Raw genomic sequence first — 20,205 nt, forward strand, 5'->3', positions numbered from 1 at the left:
TGAGGGTTTAAACAAAGCGGAATGCTTGCGCTATAACCAGTTTCGATGCCCGGCGTGCCGGGATAATGGACGCTATCAATGCGGTCACCAGCGGCAACGCACAGGAGAACCAGAACAGATTGAAATCCTGATCCCACAGCACAAAGGCCAGATAGCCCTGGGTATAACCAGGCGAAGGCGGCATCGGTATGCCGTTGATATTGATCAGTGCAGCGATAAGCATGCCGAAGCTGACGCTCAGCGCCGAGCCAATAATGCCAATGATGATCCCTTCCAACACAAACAGGCGGCCAATATAGGATTGGTTTAAGCCCAGTGCGCGCAGCGTGGCGATTTCGCGCGTACGCTCAATGACGCTCATCATCAAGGTGTTGCCGATCATGAACACCACGATGACGCTGACGATGGATTTGATAAACAGGAAGATCCCTTCAAACAGGTTCACCACCTGATGATAGAAAATGGCTAACTCATCCCAGGAGCGCGCTTCCAGCTTGAACTGATGCTGTTCAATCAACTGATTGATCCGCGCCAGCACTTCCTCGGTTTGGTTGGTGTCCTGCAGCATGATGATGATTTTACTGACATCCTGGGTCTGCAACAGACGCTGGGCCGTGTGCAGCGGCATCTTGATCGCCGTATCGTCGTATTCTTTGATGCCGGACTGGAAGACGCCGCGTACCTGAGAAGACATGGCGTTTTGCCCACCTTGCGGGTTGACCACCAACATGTCGACCCAGTCACCATAGCCCGCCGACAAGGCATTGGCGATACCAGAACCCAGGGTGATGTCCTGCTGTTCAACCCGCGACAGGTCGCTACCAGAAATGATTTTATCCAGCGAGCCCAGCACCAACGAGGTTAGAGGTTCGATCCCCACGCCGGTAAAGAAGGTGGAAGCTCCCTTGTCATACTGGGAAATGATGCCGGTAAACGCCAGTTGCCCGGTAATGGTGGCGATCTTCGGGGCAATCACCGGATCGGCCTGCAGGAGCTGTTTCACCTCATCGTAATTATCGATGGTGTACTGCAGCGAATTGTTGGCCCCGCTGCTGAGGTAACCTTGCTGATAAAGTTGAATATGCCCCAGGTTGGTGCGGATGGTTTGTTCACGCAGCGCCCAGAACGAGTAATCGACAAACCCGCCAAAGATAAATACCGCCACCCCTCCCAGAGTGATCGCCAGTAGCGTCACCCCGGAACGACGGCGCTGGCGAAACAGATTGAGGAAGGTATAACGGATATCGGTAGGTTTACGGATCGCCGTCACGATCACCACCAACAAAGCGTAAATGATAATTATGTTGGCAATCCAGAACAGGATATTCATCATAGCGGCACCTCCGCCAGCGGCTGGATGATGGCGCTCAGTTCAGCAGGCGTCCATTCAGGTGCCGTACTTTGCTCGGACAGACGTTTCCCCTCTGCGCCCTGCTGTGCCAACGCCGCCCAGGCCGCCTTGGCATCGGCCACACGTTGGCAACTGGCCAGCGCATGGGCGGACATCAGCGTGATCATCGGTTTCAAATCAGCGGGCACCGCCGGGTTCTGCTGCAAATAGTCCAGGTCTTTCAAGGCCACGACGCAACGGCCATGGCTGGCTGGAACAAATGCATCCATCCGCACACGCAGAAAGCGCATCTGCCAGTCGTTCTCTTCGCTTTCCGCCGCTTCATCTATGTAGAAAAAACCCAGTTTTGAGGTTTCTGCCGCACGCATATAATTCTTCTTGGCCAGAAAATCCGTGGCCATAAACAGTTGTGCGTAGCCATAAAACATTTTGGCAATGTGGCGATCCGGGTGCTGTTGATACAAAGCTTGCAATTGGCTGGCCGCACGGGTCAACGTACTCATTGGCGCTTGGGAATTAACCGCCAGGATCGCCTGTAAGTTGGGGTTGTCCTGCGCTTCCTGCAAACCAGTGGCCTGCGACAGCCCACTGACCAACACCAATAAAGTGACAGCGTAACGCTTAAGCGATAACAACATCATTTTCCAACTCCCCATCCCTGATTTCCAACACCCGTTTGGCCCGATCGCGCAGCGTCAATGAATGGGTGGAAATAACAAACGTGGTTTTCAGTTCCTGATTCATGGTAAGCAGCAGATCCACGATCTCCTGCCCGGTACGGGTATCCAGATTGCCGGTGGGTTCATCGGCAACGATCAAGCGTGGACGTTTCACTAGCGCACGGGCGATCGCCACGCGCTGCTGCTGCCCGCCGGAAAGCTCGCCGGGCGTGCGTTTGTAGTGCGCCGCCAACCCCACTTTTTCGATCATGTCCATCACCTGGTCCTGCGCCACGCGGCGGCTGAAGCCGTTAAGCATCAGTGGGTAATAAACGTTATCGAACACGCTCAGTACCGGCAGCAGGTTAAAGAACTGGAATACGAAGCCGATGGCATCAGCACGCAGGCAAGCGGCTTGTTGGTCATTGAGCGTGGAAAGGTCGTTACCCAGCAAATAGACATGGCCACTGGTGGGATAATCGATACCGCCCATCAGATTGAGCAACGTGCTTTTACCACTGCCGGACGGCCCACATAACGCGATAAACTCGCCGTCATGGATTTCGGTGGTAATCGATCCCAGCGCCACAATGGCACCCGGCCCTTTACCAAAGCGTTTGCCTGCCTGTTGCATCGACACCACAGGCAGAGGTTGTGCACTATGTAGGGTGGTCATGATGTTCCCCGATGATTTGACAGTAAGTGACAGGCTTGTGGTATCCAGTTCTCCAGCAACCAGGCTCCTCCCTCACCGTCGAGCACACTCAACAAGCTGTGCCCGGTGATATTGCTTTGCAGTAGGTACTGCCAGGCCAACGCCGGATTCATGCAGCCGCTGTCGCCGTAGAGTTCACTGAGCGAGACGCAAGCCAGACCGGCAGGTAACTGTTCAAACGCTTGCCGCTGCACGGCGCGAAATGACAGTGCCGGTGGTGTTACGCCCAACACGGCCTGGGTATCCCTAGCCAGATAACGCTTACAGTGGTCGGCCAACTGCAGCGCGCGCCGCTGGGTAGACCCCGACAAGGCTTGATAATCACTCAAATGCAGAGCAACGCCCTGGCCTGGTTGCTTCTTGAGGATCAGGCAACCGACCCGCTCAACGCTGAACTGACTGTTGGCGGGGATCGGCCCCCGTTTGCTGGATGAAGGAAAGTGTTCGGCCTCAGAGAAAACCAACACCGGGAAGCTGCGGAATTGGCCACAGATGATGACGTTATCGGCCATATTACTGTTCAGGCAGTCCTGCGCCATCCGCAACGCACTCAGCAAGCCGTTACGCTCACCGCGCAATTTGCAGGTGAAATCCTTGATGCCGTAATCCCGCACGATACCTTTGGGCAGAATATCGACGCTCAACGAGTCTCGCCAGCTGTTGACCCCTTCAAATACCGATGCTTCCCCCCAGGAATCACAATAAATCAACGCATTACGCTCATTGCGCAGGCGAAACTCCCCCTTGCTCCCCAACTGTGCCACCGCCTGAGCGCAGGCCGCACTCATGTCGTTCAGCCAGCCACGATAATTGGCTTTACGCAGCGCCTCTTCAGGCAGCATTTCACTGTCAATGCCGAAACGACGGAACAACCACTGGTCGCTGCCCGCTTTGGCATTGGCTTGTTTATGCAACCAGGCTTCCCACACGTTGTACCAGCTAGGAAAAAACCGGTGCATCGGCGTGCAGGGTTCCAGCAGGGAAAACCCCACCAGATTGATGGCCGCCGCCGGTATCACTTGTTTAACCGTGTTCATCAGCATCCTCTCTGTTAGCGGAGATCACCATGGCGATGGCCGAACCATCGAGCCCGATGCCAGACTTGAGGATGTGCTGCCGTTTCAGTGCCAACGGTGGGCTATCGGCATGAACATAAATTTGCAGACTGTCGTTAATCGGGTAACGCGTGGTCAACGCCAGCAGACGACGTTGTTGTAGCGCATCCGCCGCCAGCATCAGGTCCAGCAAACCACAGCAGCTCTCCATGTAACCGACCTGCCCCTTGTAACTGACTACCGGAACACCGCCTTTCCCCCAGACTTTTTGCAGCGCCATAGCTTCTGCCTTGTCGCTGGCAATCACCCCATTGGCATGAGGGAAAACGCAGGCAATATCTTGCGCGGTGAGCCCGGCTTCCAGTAGTGCCCGCTCAAACGTCTGGGCAATAGTGCGGAAATTCGCCGTGAAGGAACTGCTGCCCCTGGCACCGCTGCTCTGGCAAAACACTGAGCTACGCAAATTGACAGGCGAAGTAAAGTTGCGTTGACGAGCGTGTTGCTCGCTTTCAACGATCAGCGCCACGACACCGTTGGTGGGTAGAATGCAGCTGTTATGGCTGCTAAACGGTTGTGAACCCTCTTCCCCCAGCATGTCCTGGCCACCCAGGAAGACAATGTCCTGCGTCAGCGTTTCAAACCAGCCAATGACCAGCACCAAATCAACCTCATTGGCAGCAATGGCCGAGTGGGCCAAATGGACCGCGGCTAAAGAAGAGTTGCTGGCGCAATAAAGCGAAACCGGTGGCCAACTGAGCTGATAGCTCTGCGTCAGTTGCCACGCCAGCCGATCCTGACCGTAACTCTTGGCATGCAGCCGTTTGATTTTTGGGAATAACCGCAGTTCTTCCTGGTCGTTGCGATCCTGATACCCCATAAAATCAGCAATGTCTGGCCGTTCACCATGGCCTACCAGATAAACCCGAACCCGCTTGCCCTGCAATTGATCCGTTGTCATCCCAGCTCCGGCAAGCGCCTGATTGATAACCGACTGCAGGCGGGTCAACATCGTACCGGCCGGCAGAGGGTCAGCAACATGGTGCGGGTTGCAACTCAAACGCAGATCCTGCCATTCGCTTTCGGTGGCGAACCAGGGCTGTGTGCTGGCCAACCTGCTTTCGCTCAGCCCCTTGATCAGCGCCGGAAAATCCGGCGCATAAGCACTGGTGACGCCCCAACCACTCAGGACGGCATTCTGGATCACGCCATACTCCTCAGCACCACGGCATAGTGATTACCGCCTTCCGTTGCACCCAGCACCAGAGCGTTACGGACGGTTTTCTTCAGCGGTTGGGTGACAAAGGCGATATCCTCCGCACAGAAGTTTTCGGTGTAAGGGATCGGCAGGATTTCACCCCGCTTCATAATCTCCGTGACCACCGCGATATTGAGGATACCGACGCAGGACTCCACCAGACCAAACCAGGCGTTGTAGTTAACAAACGGCAGGTTACGGCGAGCTTCTCCGAAGGCGCTTCGGATCGCCCCAATCTCAACGGCATCACGGGCGGCGGTACCATCACTGGTGCCACAGATCAGATCCACCTCTTCCGGTGCCATATCTGCTTCGTGCAATGCCTGACGAATGGCCACCGCCATGGACTCGATGCGGGCTGGCATATCATCCTTGGCAAAGTAACAGCCATCGCTGGATTTGCCATAGCCGACAATCTCGGCGTGAATGTGGGCCCCACGATCCTGTGCATGCTGTAAATCTTCAATCAGCAGCATGCCCGCACCTTCACCTGGGATATAGCCTGTGCCGTCCTTGCTGTAGATCTGGAAATCAGCCGGGTCGCGTGTCAGCAGCAGATCGCTGTTCAGTGCCTGCAGGCAGATGACGAAGGTGTTCATATTTTCATCCGCCCCCCCTACAATCATCTGCGTTTGCAGATCCTGGCGGACCAATTCGTAGCCGTAAGTCAAAGCACCCAATCCGGCATTGATACCTGTGGCCAGCGAGGTGTTATAGCCCTTGATCCCTTCGGAAATGGAACAGAACGTCGAAATGGCATTCATCAGCGCACCTGGAAACTCGGAGGTCCGCACTTTGGTTGGGTCTGGGAACAGGCTTTGCAGGTAACGATCCACCGTCGAATGCGGCCCTTTGGACATGCCAAGGATCATGCCAATCGTCTGGCCATCCCGTTTGATCTTACGCCCGGCGTCGTTCATGGCTTGGGTAAGAGCCAGTAACGCAAAGGTACTGATGGTATTGGCTTTACGCGGATCAAAGCGGCGTAGTGTCTTACGGGCATCCAACCCTTGCACCTGATGCACCCCGCCCGGTTTGTTCAGCTCGTATTCCACATCCTGTGCGCCGAAGCGGTTACTCATGTAGTTAGCCACACCCTGGTTTTTCAGCATGACATTGAGTAATTCACGAAATCCATGGCGCGTATCGTCATCGAGCTCCGGTGAGAAAAGTTGTGACAGTGGCTCCTGCGCCCACATTTTTTCCAGCATGGTTTGCAAGGTGTGGCCCACGGAGCTGACCGCCCCCATGCCGGTGATCGCGACGCGTTTGGGTTGATAATGCGTTACCGGACTCTGCTCTGGCTTGACGCTGGCAATCACACAGCAGTTGTTACCGCCAAAGGCATAGTTGTTCTTCATGAACATCTTGACTTCGGCTTCCTGGAACTCGTTGGGCACGTAGTTGAGATCGCAGTTTGCGCGCGGCGTAGTGAAGTTGAGCGTTGGCAGGATCTTGTTTTCCGGCAAGGTAAGGAAGCAGGCGGTCAGCTCAATGATCCCGGCGGCGCCGATGTTGTGTCCCACATAAGCCTTGGTTGAACTCACCGGAATAGCCATGATATTCGGGAAGACCTTCTTCATGGCCAGCGTTTCGCAGCGATCGTTAGCGTCCGTGCCGGTACCGTGGGCGTTGATATAATCAATATCCTGCGGCCCGATCTCGGCATTCTGCATCGCATGGCGCATCACCTGTACCGCCCCTTCGGCCCGTGGGTCTGGGGCTGTCTCGTGATAGGCATCGCAAGAGGTGGCGTAAGAGACCATCTCACCATAGATCGTCGCGCCACGAGCGACGGCATGTTCGTATTCCTCCAGCAACAAAGCGCCAGCACCTTCGCCAACCGACATCCCTGGGGCACCGGAGAACGGGCTGGACGGCGTACGTTTCATGGCATGGAGCGCGTAAAATCCGGCAAAGGTCGGCAGATAGACAGGCTCGGTGCCAACTACCAGCACCGTGGCATTCTTGCCGTTCTGGATCAGGTCATAACCTATCCCCATCGCATTGGTACTGGCCGTACAGGCGGTAGCGACCAGTTCAAAGCCCCCTTTCAATCCCAGCAGTGAAGAGACAATGGCGCTACAGGAAGAAAAACTGCCGGAGATCATGGCCTTCTTCAACGAGAAGCGCTCCGTCTGGCGTTCGATCAATGGCATAAAGGGCTCGGTACCGGCAGAGGAAACGCCGATGATCAGCCCGGTTTTATCCCGTAGTTCTCCGCGTGGTAACTGCCCTTGCTGCAAAGCCTCATGGCCAACCTTATAGGCCCACAATGAAGCATTATCCAATGAGGCAACGGTATCAGCAGGGAGATCGGGCCAACTCAGAGGCTGTAATACCTCGGAGGCGTTCGCATCCTCGAACCATTCCAGGTACTTTTTGCTGGGCTTGATCCCGCAGGTTTTATTCAGCAGTGCCTGTTTGAACTCGGCAGCGTTAGTGGCAATGGAAGAGAGGTGACCCATACCGGTGATCACCACTCGTTTACGCGTGACTGTCATAGTGTCTTCCGTGTCAGCAAACCAGAAATCAAATGTGAGTGCGCCATGCTGCCATGGCGCAAAATAACGTGATGTTTTAGGGGGTGTTCGGCTTACTCGTTCTCTTCCCTCAGCTTTTGCCATTCAAGCTGTTGCAGTAGATTGCGTGGGCGCGAGCTGTCGACATAACTGTGTTCAGAAGGATTAATCAGGAAGCTGTAGTTACGCGCGAAAGGCACCGCCGACGTAGTCACCGCCACCGGGCCATTAGCCGTTACTACGTGATAGCCATCAATGTCTGCCCAAGCCCAGGCATCGGTCAGGAACAAACGGCCCACAAAGGCTTGCAGGTCTGCCGAGTAATCGCAGACGATCACTTCACCGATGCAGTTACCGTCAAACATCACTTTGTCGCCACGCTGCGGGATGGCGTCCGGTTTCCCAGCAATGCTCATCCCCACGATGCGGTGGCTGCAGCCCTGCTCTACGCGTTCGCTCAAACTCGCCAGGCCGGTGAAGGCTTCTTTGTCGTAACGCACTGCCCACTGCATTTGCAAAGCAATCGGGCAGCCGGTGTATGAATTGAACATGCCAGGTTCCCAGCAAGGGTTTTCCAGGCGCACTTTCCGCTGGTAGTTCAGCCCGCCGGTACGCATGTCGTACCTTTCGCCAGCCTCCAGCATCTGGGTCCAAACATCGGCCAGCAGATCCTGTGGCCCCATCAGTTTGTAAGAGTACTCGCCGTGTTTGCCGCTGCGCAGCAGGATCAGATCGTCCTCAACGTGCATGTGTTCCTGGTATGGCAGGCCAATCACGTCCATCCCATAAACTTCGGCCAACAGTTCCCAGGCGTACGGCCCTTCGAAGTGCAACATGCCCCACTCTGGCGTCAGCGATTCGATCGAGTCGATATCCTCAAACTCGTCTTCATTGCCTGCCAGCTTGGCACGCAGCATCTCGCACAGCGTTTCACCGCTGACCCACTCCGACAGCAACAGAAAACGTTCGTCATCACAGGCGATATACAGGTCGGTAATGATGTTGCCTGCTTCATCGAGGATCAGGCTGTACATGGCTTGCTCATCCCGGATCGATGAAACATCGCCGGAAACCAGCTGGTTGAGCAACGACCAGGCGCTGTCACCGTTGATGGCCGCGATGCCAAAATGGGAGTAGTCGGACAGCAGAATGTGTTGACGTACCGCCTTGTGTTCCTCCTCCGCAGCAAAATAACTCAGGGGAATAGCAACGCCGTTACGCTCCCCCATTACCGCCCCATTCTGCTGATGAATGTCAGTGAGTTTGGTCATTCCTTGTCCGCTCCTGTTGCTGATCCGTTGGTGGTTTCCCCCTGCTTGGCGATAACAAACGAAGTCAGGGTGTTGACGCTACGCATGTAGGAAGGATCGTCACCTTCTGTCACACGGATGCCGAAAATTTCATCCAGCAACACGACGACCTCGGTGGCATCCACCGAATCCAGCTTCAACCCGCTACCAAACAGCGGTGTGTCATCGTCAATCTGATTGACTCTCTGATAGAGGTTCAGGCGTTCTATTAGCCCCGTTTTGATTTTCTCCAGCACAGACTTGCGCTGTTCAATCCTTTCAATAAGCGCGATGTTGCTCATAGCGGCATTACTCCCTGTTAGTTAAACGTACATACCTTTGCCTTCAGCCAGAATGCGATCGGTACGAAAATTGACGATCCGCCCGACGCACGCCACATTCCGGCCAACCCGCGCCTCCACTTCGTAGTGGTGGAACCCGTTCATATCGGCGAACGCCAGGCGGCTGTTGACTTCAATGGTGTCGCCCGGCGCGACCATGCTTTTGTACTTGACGTCCTGAGAGGCCAGCACGCCTAACACGCGCGCCCGCTCAGCTATCACTCGTGCCGTGCCCTCTGGCGTCTGCAACGCCCGTGATACCTCATCAAATTTCTTCAACGGTTGCTGGGTTTCACGCTCATGCAACTGGCAGAAATCGTTCAGCAAACTCAGATATTCACTAGACTGGCCGAAGATCTCGGCGATCATCACGCCAGGCATTACCGGGTTGTCTGGAAAATGCCCCGGAATATAGGATTCATTAAAGGTGACGTGCTTGATCACGGTAATCGAGCCCCTTTCTCCCGGTGAAAAGTCCACGATGCGGTCAACCATAAATATCGGTGCACGCCAGGACCCCATTTTCAGCAGCAGATTGGGCTGGACTAAGCTCTTGTTATAATTAGCCATATAACATTCCTGTCGGTTAACGCATCACCAGGCCGCCATCGGCCACCAAAGTCTGACCAACGATATAGCTGGATGCGTCTGAACTTAAGAAAGCCACCACGTTGGCGATCTCGTCGACACGACCAAGACGTTTCAACGGAATAGCGGACATGACGTTGCGCACGATCTGGCGCGGCACTTTTTTCACCATTCTGGATTCAATCATCCCCGGTGCCACGGCATTGACGCGGATCCCCTTCGAGGCCATTTCGCTGGCCAAGGTGCGGGTAAGGCCAATAATGCCGGCCTTGGCAGCGCTATAATTGCTCTGGCCAAAGCTGGAGGTGATACCGGATATCGAAGATATATTCACCACCGTTGAATTGCGGGCATGGCGCAATAATGGCAACAGCCGTTTGGTCATAGTGAAGGTGCCGTACAGATTGACCTTGATAACCTGATCAAACTCTTCATACGTCAGCGCGGAAAATACGTTGTCTTTGTAGATCCCGGCATTATTAATCAGCACATGTACCTCATGAGCCTGTTTCTCGAGCTCATCGGCCAGTCTGGAAGCCTCACTAACATCGGCAACGTTGCACTGCAGGATATGCAGATTATCACCTTGCGGATGAGAGATTTTTAATTTTTCCAGACCGCTATTGTCATGATGGTAAATAGCGAAAACCTTAGCCTGTTGCTCAAGATATTTCTCGCAAATAGCTAAGCCAATATCACCACTCGCGCCGGTGACAACCACATTTTTACCCCCGATATCGGGATAGTGAAACATAGATATTCCCTTATTTTATAATTAACCCAATGCCGCTGCGGCAATGGCATGTGACTGACAGTGAGAAATGCTCAGCGTGGCATGAGTCAATTTTTTTTCCTGCATCAATCTCGCAAATTCACCGCTAAAGAAATAATAAGGGCAGCCCAACTCATCGTGTCTGATTTCGATGTTGTGGAACAGGATCCCCAGGCGGAACCCGGTACCAAGAGCCTTCACGGCAGCTTCTTTGGCTGCCCAGAAGCCAGCCAGTCGTTCGACATTGTCGGCCAAATCCCCCAGTACCTGCTGCTCTGCCGGGGTTAACAAACGCTGTGCCAGCCGATTGCCACTTCGCATTAATGCGGTGTTTACCCGTGCGATCTCAATAATATCCACACCAAGATTCATCCTTTCTAACTCCCATCGTCAAATCCATTGAAGCAGCTTCGTGTGAAAGTGACATAATACGCAGATACAATATGGCAATGATGTCAGAACCTATAACACAATAAAATTGCAATAGGGAATTGTCTGCATTGCTTAAAGAGAATGTTATCGCGAAATGTTTAAAACAATCAATAAAGCCTCAGTAAAAAATATCATCAGCAAATAAAATAGAACATTATTCTAATTGTGAAGCATAAATACAGAATAAAAACCCATAACGCCATTCTAGCTGGTCATATATATCATTTTTTTATTAATTAAACGGGATTTATTTTTGCAAGAACAATCCCACCGATTAGGATTATTCAAAATAACAACAGATTTAATTCAGGTTAATTCGAGAAATAACCTGAATTAAAGTATTTTACTTTTCATCCTATTTAAAAAATGGCCATTATTAAACTTTCATTCCCGCTGATTTATCTGGATGATCGATAAGTGTGAAGAGTTTTGCATCATGTCCTGCATTGCGTTGACGCATAATTTTCAAACAGAAAGCGTTTTCAACCATAATGCACCGCTGAAATTCAAACTCCGTCCCCAAAAGAGCCATGATCAAACGAACATCACCTTTGGCAAACCAGGGCTTCGGGAGGCGCAACCTTCCTTTCCGCTTCGCTACTCATTTTTTAATCAATAATCTCTTCGGCTTAGCAGGCCAGTCTGTTACTCTGCCCGACAGAGATGGGGCCCTGGTTCACCAGCAGAATCGGCCACACTATGAAAACAGCCTAATCAGGCTGAAATATCAGACTTATCCATGTTAGTTTCGTAGTTTAACAAGTTGAACTGACCATACTCTGCGGTGCAGAATACGCGCAGATGAAATGGAGGTTCGAATGTACCAGATGGGAAATGTCATTAACCAGCAGATGGCGGCGATCTCGCCCCAGGTGCTGACGGTGTTGGAACAAAAGCTGGTAACGGCTAAAGAAAAGATCGCGCTGTGCCTTAACGGTATGGGTGCCCTGATCCTGCAAAAGACCCGCGACTACCTGCATCGTAATGACAACTCCCAACGTTTCCGCCAGTTGGTCGGGCGCACTCCCCCCTTCGAATTGCGCTTTCTGGATGAAGCACTGGGTAAATTCAGCCCTGCATTGCTGACGATGGTGCTTGGCCACAAAGTGAAGCGCCTCACCCAGCTGTTTGTGAGCTTTTATGTGCTGGAAAAACAGGTCGCCGAGCGGCTGTTTTCCGTGGCCTCCGCGGTGGTATTTGGCCTGTTGGGCGAATATCTTCGCCAACGTTCTCTACAATCACCGTCGTTAAAAGGCTGGCTCGAGTGGCAGTTGCCGCAGATTGCCGCAGCCCAACCAACGGCGGTGCTCAACCAGTTGCCTGCGCTTATCCCAGCCGATCCGGCCGTTTCCCGCACCGGGTCGCTGGCGCCCCCCAAACGCCGTATCTGGCCGTGGCTAATGCTGGCGCTGCTATTGGTATCGCTGCTGTTCTCACTGCGCGGTTTTAGCGTGTTACAACCCATGCAGGCCAGCGGCCAGAGCGATGTGACCTACCGCCGGTTGGCCGATGGCAAGCAGCTTCTGTTGTCGCAGCGTAGCGTCGAGAACCTGCTGATCAGCTATATTGAGAGCAATGCCCCCACTAGCGAAAAACGTTGGTTTACGCTGGATCGCCTGCAGTTTGACACCAACCGCACCGAGTTAACCCCTGCATCACAAGAACAGCTGAGGAACATCGTCGATATTCTGCGTGCTTATCCGGATGTGGAGATCCAACTGGGGGGCTATACCGATAAGTCGGCCAATGAACAGATAGACCGGCGTTTATCGCAAGATCGTGCCGATGCGGTACGCATGGCGTTGGTCAAAATGGGGATTGGGGAAAGCCGTATCAGCGCAGAAGGTTACGGCTCGGCTTACCCCTTGGTGCCTAACGATAGCGAAGCCAATCGTGTCAAAAACCGCAGAATCGATCTGCGGGTAGTTGAGAAGTAATGGCCACTCAGCCCTTGGCTACTGCCACCACCTTCAACGGCTGAGCATCCGGCAAGATATTCATATGCTCCAGCACCTGGGCCATAATCTTGCCAAATACCGGCCCCGCCACCGAGCCACCAAAGTGTTTGCCTGCCTTGGGGTTATTGACCATGACCACCAGGGCCACCTGCGGATCGCTGGCCGGTGCCACGCCTGCGGTGTAGTTGATATAGCCACCATCGTACTTGCCGTTTGGCCCCATCTTCTCAGCAGTACCCGTCTTGATCGCCAAGCGATAGCCAGGCACTGCGGCACTGAGGCCGCTGCCCCCAGGTAACGCATCGCTCTCCATCATGTGCACCACGGTTTTTACCACCTCTGCAGGCATGACTTGCTGCCCCATGACCGGCGGCGTGACTTTAGTGATGGAAAGCGGACGATAAACACCGAATGAACCAATGGTGGCATATTCGCGCACCATCTGCAGCGGAGTGACGCGCAAACCGTAACCAAAGGAGAAGGTCGCTCGTTCAATATCAGCCCAGCGCGCGCGGTGAGCGGGCAAATAGCCGCTACTTTCGTTACCAATCCCCAAATCGGTTGGCCGCCCAAGGCCAAAACTGCGATAAACGGCAGGCAATACCGTGGCAGGCAGAGCCAACGCAATATGCGAAACCGCAATATCGCTGGATTTTTGCAGCACGCCGGTAATGGTCAATTTCGACCAATGGCCTACGTCTTTGATCAGATGGCCGTTCACCGTATAAGGCGTAGTATCCAGCACGGTATCTGGCCGGATCAGCTTGTGATCCAATCCCACCATCACCACTACCGGTTTAACCGTCGAGCCAGGTTCAAAGCTGTCGCTGCTGCAGACATTGTGTATGTCTTTCACCGGCGTATTGGCGTAGTTGTTGGGGTTGAAGGAGGGATAGCTGGCCATGCCGAGGATTTCACCGGTATTCACCTTCACCAGCACCGCACAGCCGGAATCGGCCTGGTTGGCGATCACCCCATCGCGGATCTGGGAAAACAGCACGTACTGAATAAATTTGTCGATGCTTAACGTCACGTTCGGTGGCGGCACTGGATCTACGCTTTTGATCACGCCGATGACCGCACCGCTGCCGTCTTTCTGATAGACACGCAGGCCGTTTTTACCCTGCAACAACGGGTTGAAACCCAGCTCAATCCCTTCCAGCCCCTGATTATCCTGCCCCACAATGCCAATCAGCCCGGCGGCGTCTTGCCCCATGGGATAGAAACGGCTGAAGTCCTGCTCGGTGCTAACGCCGGTCAGGTGCAGTTTGCTGATATAGGCCGCATTGTCATCCTCCACCTTGCGTGCCAGATAGACAAAGCGCTTACGGGCGTTGGCCTGGATCAGGTGCTGAACATCAGCAAGCGGCATTTGCAACACGTTAGCCAAACTCTGCCAGCGCTCGGTGCTGGTATCGGTTTGGGTATCGAGGATATGTTTGGGATCCAACACGATGTCTTTGGAAGAGACGCTGACCGCCAGCGCCGCATCGTTACGGTCGGTGATCATCGCTCGGTTGGTGGGCACCACCTGGGTTCGAATGGAACGCTGATCAGCCTGATCGGCCAACTGTTGGTGTTCCAGCAGCTGTAAATAGCCGACCCGGAACATCAAGAGAAAAAAGCAGACCAAGATGCCCGCGCAAATCCAGCCAAAACGCGCCGTCGAGTAGTTTTTACCGTTTTTCTTGGTTGGAGGAGCCACTGTTAAGCCTACGTTTTTAAACTGATTATTTATCCGCTAAGTCTAACCTGAGTCAGGTTGCCAGAAGGTTGCAGTTTGTAAGAAAGTAAAAACAAACGCTTTTTTGTTACTTTAATTTTACAGCTATTTAAAACAGTCACTTAGTGAACATCATTGACTGAATGGCGATAGTTTGTGAAGCGCAATATTCTGGCATCTACCTTTATTCTGCCCCCCCTGTTCAACCAACAGGAGTTCAGCCGCTATGCGCTGAACTACTTGGTGTTCGGCAATGCATTCCTAGAACTACGTAAAAATCAACTTGGTGAACCGATATGCCTACAGTGCTCACCAGCTAAATACACCCGCCGGGGAGTGGAACCCGATACCTATTTACCTATTGGTCTGTGCAGGACAGGAAGGAGGCGCACCAATTCGCAGCAGGCAGCATGTTTCATCTGATTGAACCGGATGATGAGTTGCCAAATGAACAAATAACATTAGAGGAAAAAATTTCTTAACCATGGGGATAGCTAAGCCCCGCATTCGCGGGGGCTTAATTGACAATTAAACATATTCATGCTCATGAAAGAACATAGGATCCCCATTATTTTCACCTATCGTTGTTAAAATAGGTTGTAACTCTTCATATGTACATCCAAATTGCCAACATACAAGAATCCTTTTATCGTTTGGATATGCTTTATATGATTGAGTTCTATGTATTGTTGCTGTTCCATCAAAAAGAATAGCCTCACCTTCTTTATATTGATGTACTATTGAAAGCTCATCATAATTATCATAGTCATCACGGTGGGCTGATGTTGTTTCTAAACCGCCAAAGTATGGTTGGAATGGGAAAAGAGGCGTTAAAAGAGTCCCGCTCTCATTAACACCTAACTTTTCATGGTAAAAATCAGAATGCCATCTTCCTGTAGGATAACTACCAACCGTTTCAATAATATTAGCCTGTACCACTCGCATATTGCCGCGATCATTTCCAATGATATCACGACTTAGTGCTAGCTCACAACCATCAAGGACATCACGGAAAATTTTAATTGCCTCTGGCGACTTGGCGAAATACCATCTCATGCTAACTGAATTAAACTCTTCGCTATAATCCTCATGCGCTTTTATGCCAATATCCACTTTAGCTTCCAAAGAGTCTTGCATGATGTCTAAATATAGTTTTCTTATAGGCTCTAGGGCATCAAATGAAAAAGCCAATTTTGTAACACCATTAGTTAGAAATTCACTTTTTTTTGACATAATTAGTCCTTATTAAAGGCCCTCGATGTTTAAGAGCCTTGTGATAGCTTTATAGATTATGCAAACGCCATATTAAAACGAGCTTCGGAAACCATACGAGCTGGCTTGGTTTCTGCTGCTTTACCCACAATACGATTTGTTTGCATTTGATCTGTCCTTTATGATGAGTATTGATATTAACTAGTGCATTAATGCACCTACTGACAACACCTGATGCACATAAGGCATTGAATTTACTTGATACTTTTATTTACTTTTTTTGGTAAACAACTTTCGCAGTAAAATACGTTGACAAAACAATTGAGACAATAGCGAAAACAAACAGAAAATCATGAGAGAAACTATAAATTAATGTGCCTACTGATGGACCTAAAACATAGCCAAAAGCGGATGCACCGAAAAGGAAACCAGCAACGCCACTTTGCTCGTCATGATTTACCGCCAACGATGCTGCTGACTGTATTGATGGAATCATCATTCCAAATCCCATACCTAGCATTCCGGCAGATATGTTAACTATAACAATAGAGCTGTTAGAAAACATTATGCCGCTAAAACCCAAAACGCATGAAACACACCCTGGCAATAAAAGAGACTTCACAGATGGTTTAAATACCTGAATGTATCCTAATTGAACAACAACCATAACAATAGCCATTATGGATACTGTAACCCCTGTTTTAGCGACAGTTTCTTTTGGGTCTAAAGAGAATATATCTTGTATGTAAAATGATATTGTTTGTTGGAATGCGGAAAATGCAATGTATATACATGCTACACCAATGAAAATTGGTAGTACTCTTGCATCTGTTAATTTAATGCTTGTATTGTTCTCTTTCATCATCGATGGTGTAGACTCACTTGGCGCAAGGACAATGAAGCCTAAAACAGTCCCAATACAAGAAATTGCAGCAGCAACATAAATTGGCAGTAGTAATGAAAATGTACCTAATGATGATCCTAATAGTGGACCAACTACAGAGCCAATGCCATATGCTGAAGCAATTAGTGCCATTCCAGCACCTCGATTGGTCCGATTTGTGTTTTCTGCAATATAGGTCATAGCCGAGGGATGAATCCCCGCAGTTAGAGCACCTGTAATGCATCTTATTATTAGCAGGAAAATAAATGCCCCAGCAACACTAAGATAATGATTTAAACTAAATTTCAGCACGAACGCTAAAAGTAATGTTCCAATGGTATAAAAAATCATTCCTGCTAAATATGAATTCCTGCTACCAAACGCTCCTATCAACTTCCCCCACACACCAGAGCACAAAGTTATGACTAAAGCTGCAATCGTTACAATCAAACCTACATTAAACTCTGTTAGACCAATTTCTCTACTTGCAGGACCAAGGATCGTATAAAGTAGAGTTTGTCCAATACCTACACACACTAAACCTATCACAAGTGTTATGTGGTGTATTAGCCCCGTTTCTTTCTTGCTTTCAGATACATTTATATTAGTTTGGCTCATTAGTTTTGACGTTCTACATGTAGAAGTGAATGTTTAGTTAATGATAAGAAAATGTTAAAAATTATTGTGATTTGAGATTATATGATTAGCGAAACAATTCAATAGTTTTTTAAACACTCAATAGAAAATGAAATTTACCTCTAAAAAAAAGTAAAATAAGAATAACTAAAGAATAATAAACCAAAAAGCTAACAATAAATGGATTTTAATTTTTACTTTTAGTGATTTTGAAAACTTTAGTCTGATAGTGGTTTTTATCACACTGATATTTATTGATATTTTTTTAAGGCGAACTAATCATTAGGAATGTTTACGCTAATTTTAGTGATTAATCTTATATAAACAGGTCAATGTAAATGGCGTTTTCCCCAAAATGGGCTATACGTTTTTAGGTTTGTTGTATACAAATTACTACTAACAGTTGTTTCTTATGCTCGATACTAGACGTATGGACATAACCTCATTTGTAGTCGTTGGGCGCAATGCTATCCCCGCCTCGCCTGCCCGCTTCATGTGTCGCTTTTCATGCAGATAGGCAAAGCCCGTATTCCCTCCCCCCTTGCCACCTTAACAACCAGTTATAAATAAATTATTGATTTTATTATTGTAGTGAGAAAATCGCTTTTAATGTTGCACATCGTCACTGTCGCCCAGCAACGTCTGGCTACCGTCGCTATCCCTCGGCGCTGGCGCATTGGCCGGGTCGAAAATGTGGTCCAGGATTGCCCTGGCCGTTGGCCCTGCAACGACACCATCCCCACCCCCGTTTTCCAGAATTAGTGCCATCGCCACCCGCGGGTTTTTATACGGCGCAAACAGGGTGTAGAAAATATGGTCACGCAGGCGTACCGGGATCATTTTGGCATTGTAAGTCTGGTTTTCTTTCAGGCTGAAAACCTGTGAGGTCCCCGATTTGGCCGCTATCTGGTAGGGCGCGGTATGGAACAGCTTATACCCGGTGCCGTTAGGCAGGTTCGCCATGCCATACATACCGTTGCGCACAATTCCCCAATACGGCGATTTGGCCTCGCCAATCTGCGCGGCCTGCTCTGGTGGCCGGTAGCGTTCGACTTCCCGGCCCCGTTTCATCGAATACAACAGATGCGGCGTTTTCACCCTGCCGCTGTTGATCAGCGTGGTCAGCGCTTTCACCATCTGGATCGGCGTAGCGATCCAATACCCCTGGCCAATACCCACCGAGACGGTATCACCTTGGTACCAGCCTTTCTTGTGTACCCGTTGCTTCCATTCCCTGCTCGGCAGCACGCCGCGATATTCCTCGTTCAGATCGATTCCCGTCGGTTGGCCATAGCCAAACTGGCTGAGCCACTGGTGGATCCGGTCGATCCCCATCTCATAGGCGACCTGATAGAAGAAGGTGTCGGCCGACTCCTCGATCGCCTTGGTGACGTTCAGCAGGCCGTGCCCGGTTTTCAACCAGTCGCGATAGCGGCGCTGCGTTCCCGGCAAGGTCCAGGTGGGTGCGCCAAAGAAAGTGGTGGTTGGGGTAATGACACCGGCAAACAGTGCCGATACCGCCATATAAGGTTTTACCGTTGATGCAGGCGGGTATAACCCCTGCGTCACGCGGTTAATCAGCGATAAATCCGGGTTGCTGAGTAGCGACTTATAGGCCTGATAGCCAATACCTTTGACGAACGGGTTGGGATCGTAGCTAGGGCTGGAGACCATCGCCAGAATACCTCCGTCGCGCGGATCGGCAACCACCACCGCCGCCCGTTGCCCTTTAAGCAAGCCTTCAATGTACTGTTGCAGGTGCAGATCCAGCGTCAGATAGATATCTTTGCCCGCCTGGGGCGGTTGTTCCTTCAGCAGGCGAACGATACGCCCGTGGTTATCCACTTCCACTTCCTGATAGCCGGTGGTGCCGTGTAACTCTTTCTCGTAATAGGCTTCCAGCCCCTGTTTGCCAATATTGTGGTCGGCCGCATAGTTTTGCGCCAGGCCCTGCTGCTCCAGCTTTTTAACGTCGTTATCGTTAATGCGGGAGACATACCCCACCACATGAGCCAACTGTGCCCCGTAAGGATATTGCCGCTGCTGGTAGGTCTCGATGGTCACTCCGTCAAAGCGATACTGGTTTACCGCAAAACGAGCCACCTCGGTTTCGCTAAGCCCGGTCTTCAGCGTAACTGGCTTATAGCGGCTATTGTGATGCATATCGTCACGGAAGGCGGCGATATCATCCGGCGTCAAATCTACAATGGGCGTCAGGTTTTGCAACAGCGTTGCCATATCGGCAATCTTGCTGGGGGTCACTTCAATCTGATACAGCTGTATATTGCGCACCAACGGGATGCCGTTGCGATCGAAGATCAGGCCACGATGGGGGGCAATGGGCAGCATCTTGATGTCGTTTTGATCGGAGCGCGTTTGGTAAAACGCATGCTGTTTGATCTGCAACTGATACAGGTTGAAAACCAGCAAGCCAAAACAGGCGACGACCAGCACCATCGCCACGCAGGCACGGCGAATGAACAACGTTTCTTCGGCGGGATGGTCACGGAATGGATCTTGCAATTGGGCCATGCGCAGAGTCTTACCTGTTTGACTGGGCGAAAAGCCGGCAAGCATAGCGTTAATAATCCGGGGGCTACATTAAAAGGTTGCTAATGAGTTGGCATAAATGTTTCAACATATTGGAATGTTGCCAGGATTTGTCAGACAGGCCATAACGACTATTGAGACGCCAATTATTCCAATGCTACAATGTGACGTAGATCACACCAACAACCTAAACCACCGTCTATCCAATGCGCATTCTGCCCCAAGGTCTGATACCTGGAGTTGGCTGCGGCATGTGTAGCAAAG

16 protein-coding genes and 1 pseudogene are annotated in these 20,205 nt (G+C 51.1%); 2 read left to right on the top strand and 15 right to left on the bottom strand.

Annotated features, from left to right (window positions below):
- Nucleotides 1–7 precede the first annotated feature (7 nt).
- The 11 genes from KGP21_RS14795 to acpS all read right to left on the bottom strand — a co-directional run bounded on the left by KGP21_RS14795 (nt 8) and on the right by acpS (nt 10,907).
- A complete protein-coding gene (locus KGP21_RS14795; protein ID WP_223535495.1) occupies nt 8–1,333 on the bottom strand; it encodes an FtsX-like permease family protein in 1,326 nt (441 codons plus the stop codon).
- The gene (locus tag KGP21_RS14800; protein ID WP_223535497.1) at nt 1,330–1,992 is read right to left on the bottom strand and encodes a hypothetical protein; all 663 of its coding nucleotides are present in this window, start codon (nt 1,990–1,992) and stop codon (nt 1,330–1,332) included. The genes KGP21_RS14795 and KGP21_RS14800 overlap by 4 nt, the downstream gene beginning before the upstream one ends.
- Nucleotides 1,973–2,686 (bottom strand): ABC transporter ATP-binding protein, encoded by a 714-nt coding sequence (locus KGP21_RS14805; protein ID WP_223535499.1) that lies wholly within the window; start codon nt 2,684–2,686, stop codon nt 1,973–1,975. Before KGP21_RS14805 ends, KGP21_RS14800 begins: the two co-directional genes overlap by 20 nt.
- Nucleotides 2,683–3,762, bottom strand: a complete 1,080-nt coding sequence (locus tag KGP21_RS14810) for an ATP-binding protein (protein ID WP_223535501.1) — start codon at nt 3,760–3,762, stop codon at nt 2,683–2,685. Before KGP21_RS14810 ends, KGP21_RS14805 begins: the two co-directional genes overlap by 4 nt.
- Nucleotides 3,749–4,984 (bottom strand): beta-ketoacyl synthase N-terminal-like domain-containing protein, encoded by a 1,236-nt coding sequence (locus KGP21_RS14815; protein WP_223535503.1) that lies wholly within the window; start codon nt 4,982–4,984, stop codon nt 3,749–3,751. Before KGP21_RS14815 ends, KGP21_RS14810 begins: the two co-directional genes overlap by 14 nt.
- Nucleotides 4,981–7,539 (bottom strand): beta-ketoacyl-[acyl-carrier-protein] synthase family protein, encoded by a 2,559-nt coding sequence (locus KGP21_RS14820; RefSeq protein ID WP_179251611.1) that lies wholly within the window; start codon nt 7,537–7,539, stop codon nt 4,981–4,983. Before KGP21_RS14820 ends, KGP21_RS14815 begins: the two co-directional genes overlap by 4 nt.
- 92 nt (nt 7,540–7,631) lie before the next feature.
- On the bottom strand, nt 7,632–8,828 hold the full coding sequence (locus KGP21_RS14825; RefSeq protein ID WP_223535506.1) for an aminomethyltransferase family protein: 1,197 nt from the start codon (nt 8,826–8,828) through the stop codon (nt 7,632–7,634).
- Nucleotides 8,825–9,148 carry an acyl carrier protein gene (locus KGP21_RS14830; protein WP_021806447.1) on the bottom strand — a complete coding sequence of 108 codons (324 nt, stop codon included), beginning with the start codon at nt 9,146–9,148 and terminating at the stop codon, nt 8,825–8,827. Before KGP21_RS14830 ends, KGP21_RS14825 begins: the two co-directional genes overlap by 4 nt.
- Before the next feature lie 21 nt (nt 9,149–9,169).
- Nucleotides 9,170–9,757, bottom strand: coding sequence for a 3-hydroxyacyl-ACP dehydratase FabZ family protein (locus KGP21_RS14835; protein WP_021806448.1), 588 nt, complete (start codon nt 9,755–9,757; stop codon nt 9,170–9,172).
- Between the two features lie 16 nt (nt 9,758–9,773).
- Nucleotides 9,774–10,529: an SDR family NAD(P)-dependent oxidoreductase gene (locus KGP21_RS14840; protein WP_021806449.1), complete on the bottom strand. Its 756-nt coding sequence runs from the start codon at nt 10,527–10,529 to the stop codon at nt 9,774–9,776.
- Between the two features lie 21 nt (nt 10,530–10,550).
- Nucleotides 10,551–10,907 (bottom strand): holo-ACP synthase, encoded by a 357-nt coding sequence (acpS, locus tag KGP21_RS14845; protein WP_245398325.1) that lies wholly within the window; start codon nt 10,905–10,907, stop codon nt 10,551–10,553.
- Nucleotides 10,908–11,797: 890 nt separating this feature from the next.
- Here acpS and KGP21_RS14850 point away from each other — a divergent pair.
- Nucleotides 11,798–12,916: an OmpA family protein gene (locus KGP21_RS14850; protein WP_223535508.1), complete on the top strand. Its 1,119-nt coding sequence runs from the start codon at nt 11,798–11,800 to the stop codon at nt 12,914–12,916.
- Nucleotides 12,917–12,923: 7 nt separating this feature from the next.
- On the opposite strand, the gene KGP21_RS14855 is transcribed toward KGP21_RS14850, so the two are convergent.
- Complete coding sequence (locus tag KGP21_RS14855; RefSeq protein ID WP_021177914.1) at nt 12,924–14,642, bottom strand: penicillin-binding transpeptidase domain-containing protein; 1,719 nt, start codon at nt 14,640–14,642, stop codon at nt 12,924–12,926.
- Between the two features lie 171 nt (nt 14,643–14,813).
- Here KGP21_RS14855 and KGP21_RS14860 point away from each other — a divergent pair.
- Nucleotides 14,814–15,094: pseudogene (locus KGP21_RS14860) on the top strand (Presumed portal vertex protein); the annotation flags it as partial.
- Nucleotides 15,095–15,188: 94 nt separating this feature from the next.
- Here the strand turns inward: KGP21_RS14860 and KGP21_RS14865 are convergent.
- The 3 genes from KGP21_RS14865 to mrdA all read right to left on the bottom strand — a co-directional run bounded on the left by KGP21_RS14865 (nt 15,189) and on the right by mrdA (nt 19,923).
- A complete protein-coding gene (locus KGP21_RS14865; RefSeq protein ID WP_121606898.1) occupies nt 15,189–15,893 on the bottom strand; it encodes a hypothetical protein in 705 nt (234 codons plus the stop codon).
- A gap of 250 nt (nt 15,894–16,143) precedes the next feature.
- The gene (locus KGP21_RS14870) at nt 16,144–17,373 is read right to left on the bottom strand and encodes an MFS transporter (RefSeq protein WP_223499585.1); all 1,230 of its coding nucleotides are present in this window, start codon (nt 17,371–17,373) and stop codon (nt 16,144–16,146) included.
- Between the two features lie 624 nt (nt 17,374–17,997).
- The gene (gene mrdA, locus KGP21_RS14875) at nt 17,998–19,923 is read right to left on the bottom strand and encodes a penicillin-binding protein 2 (protein ID WP_223535510.1); all 1,926 of its coding nucleotides are present in this window, start codon (nt 19,921–19,923) and stop codon (nt 17,998–18,000) included.
- Nucleotides 19,924–20,205 lie beyond the last annotated feature (282 nt).

The organism is Serratia sp. JSRIV004 (genome assembly GCF_019968705.1).
Lineage (GTDB): Bacteria > Pseudomonadota > Gammaproteobacteria > Enterobacterales > Enterobacteriaceae > Chania > Chania fonticola_B.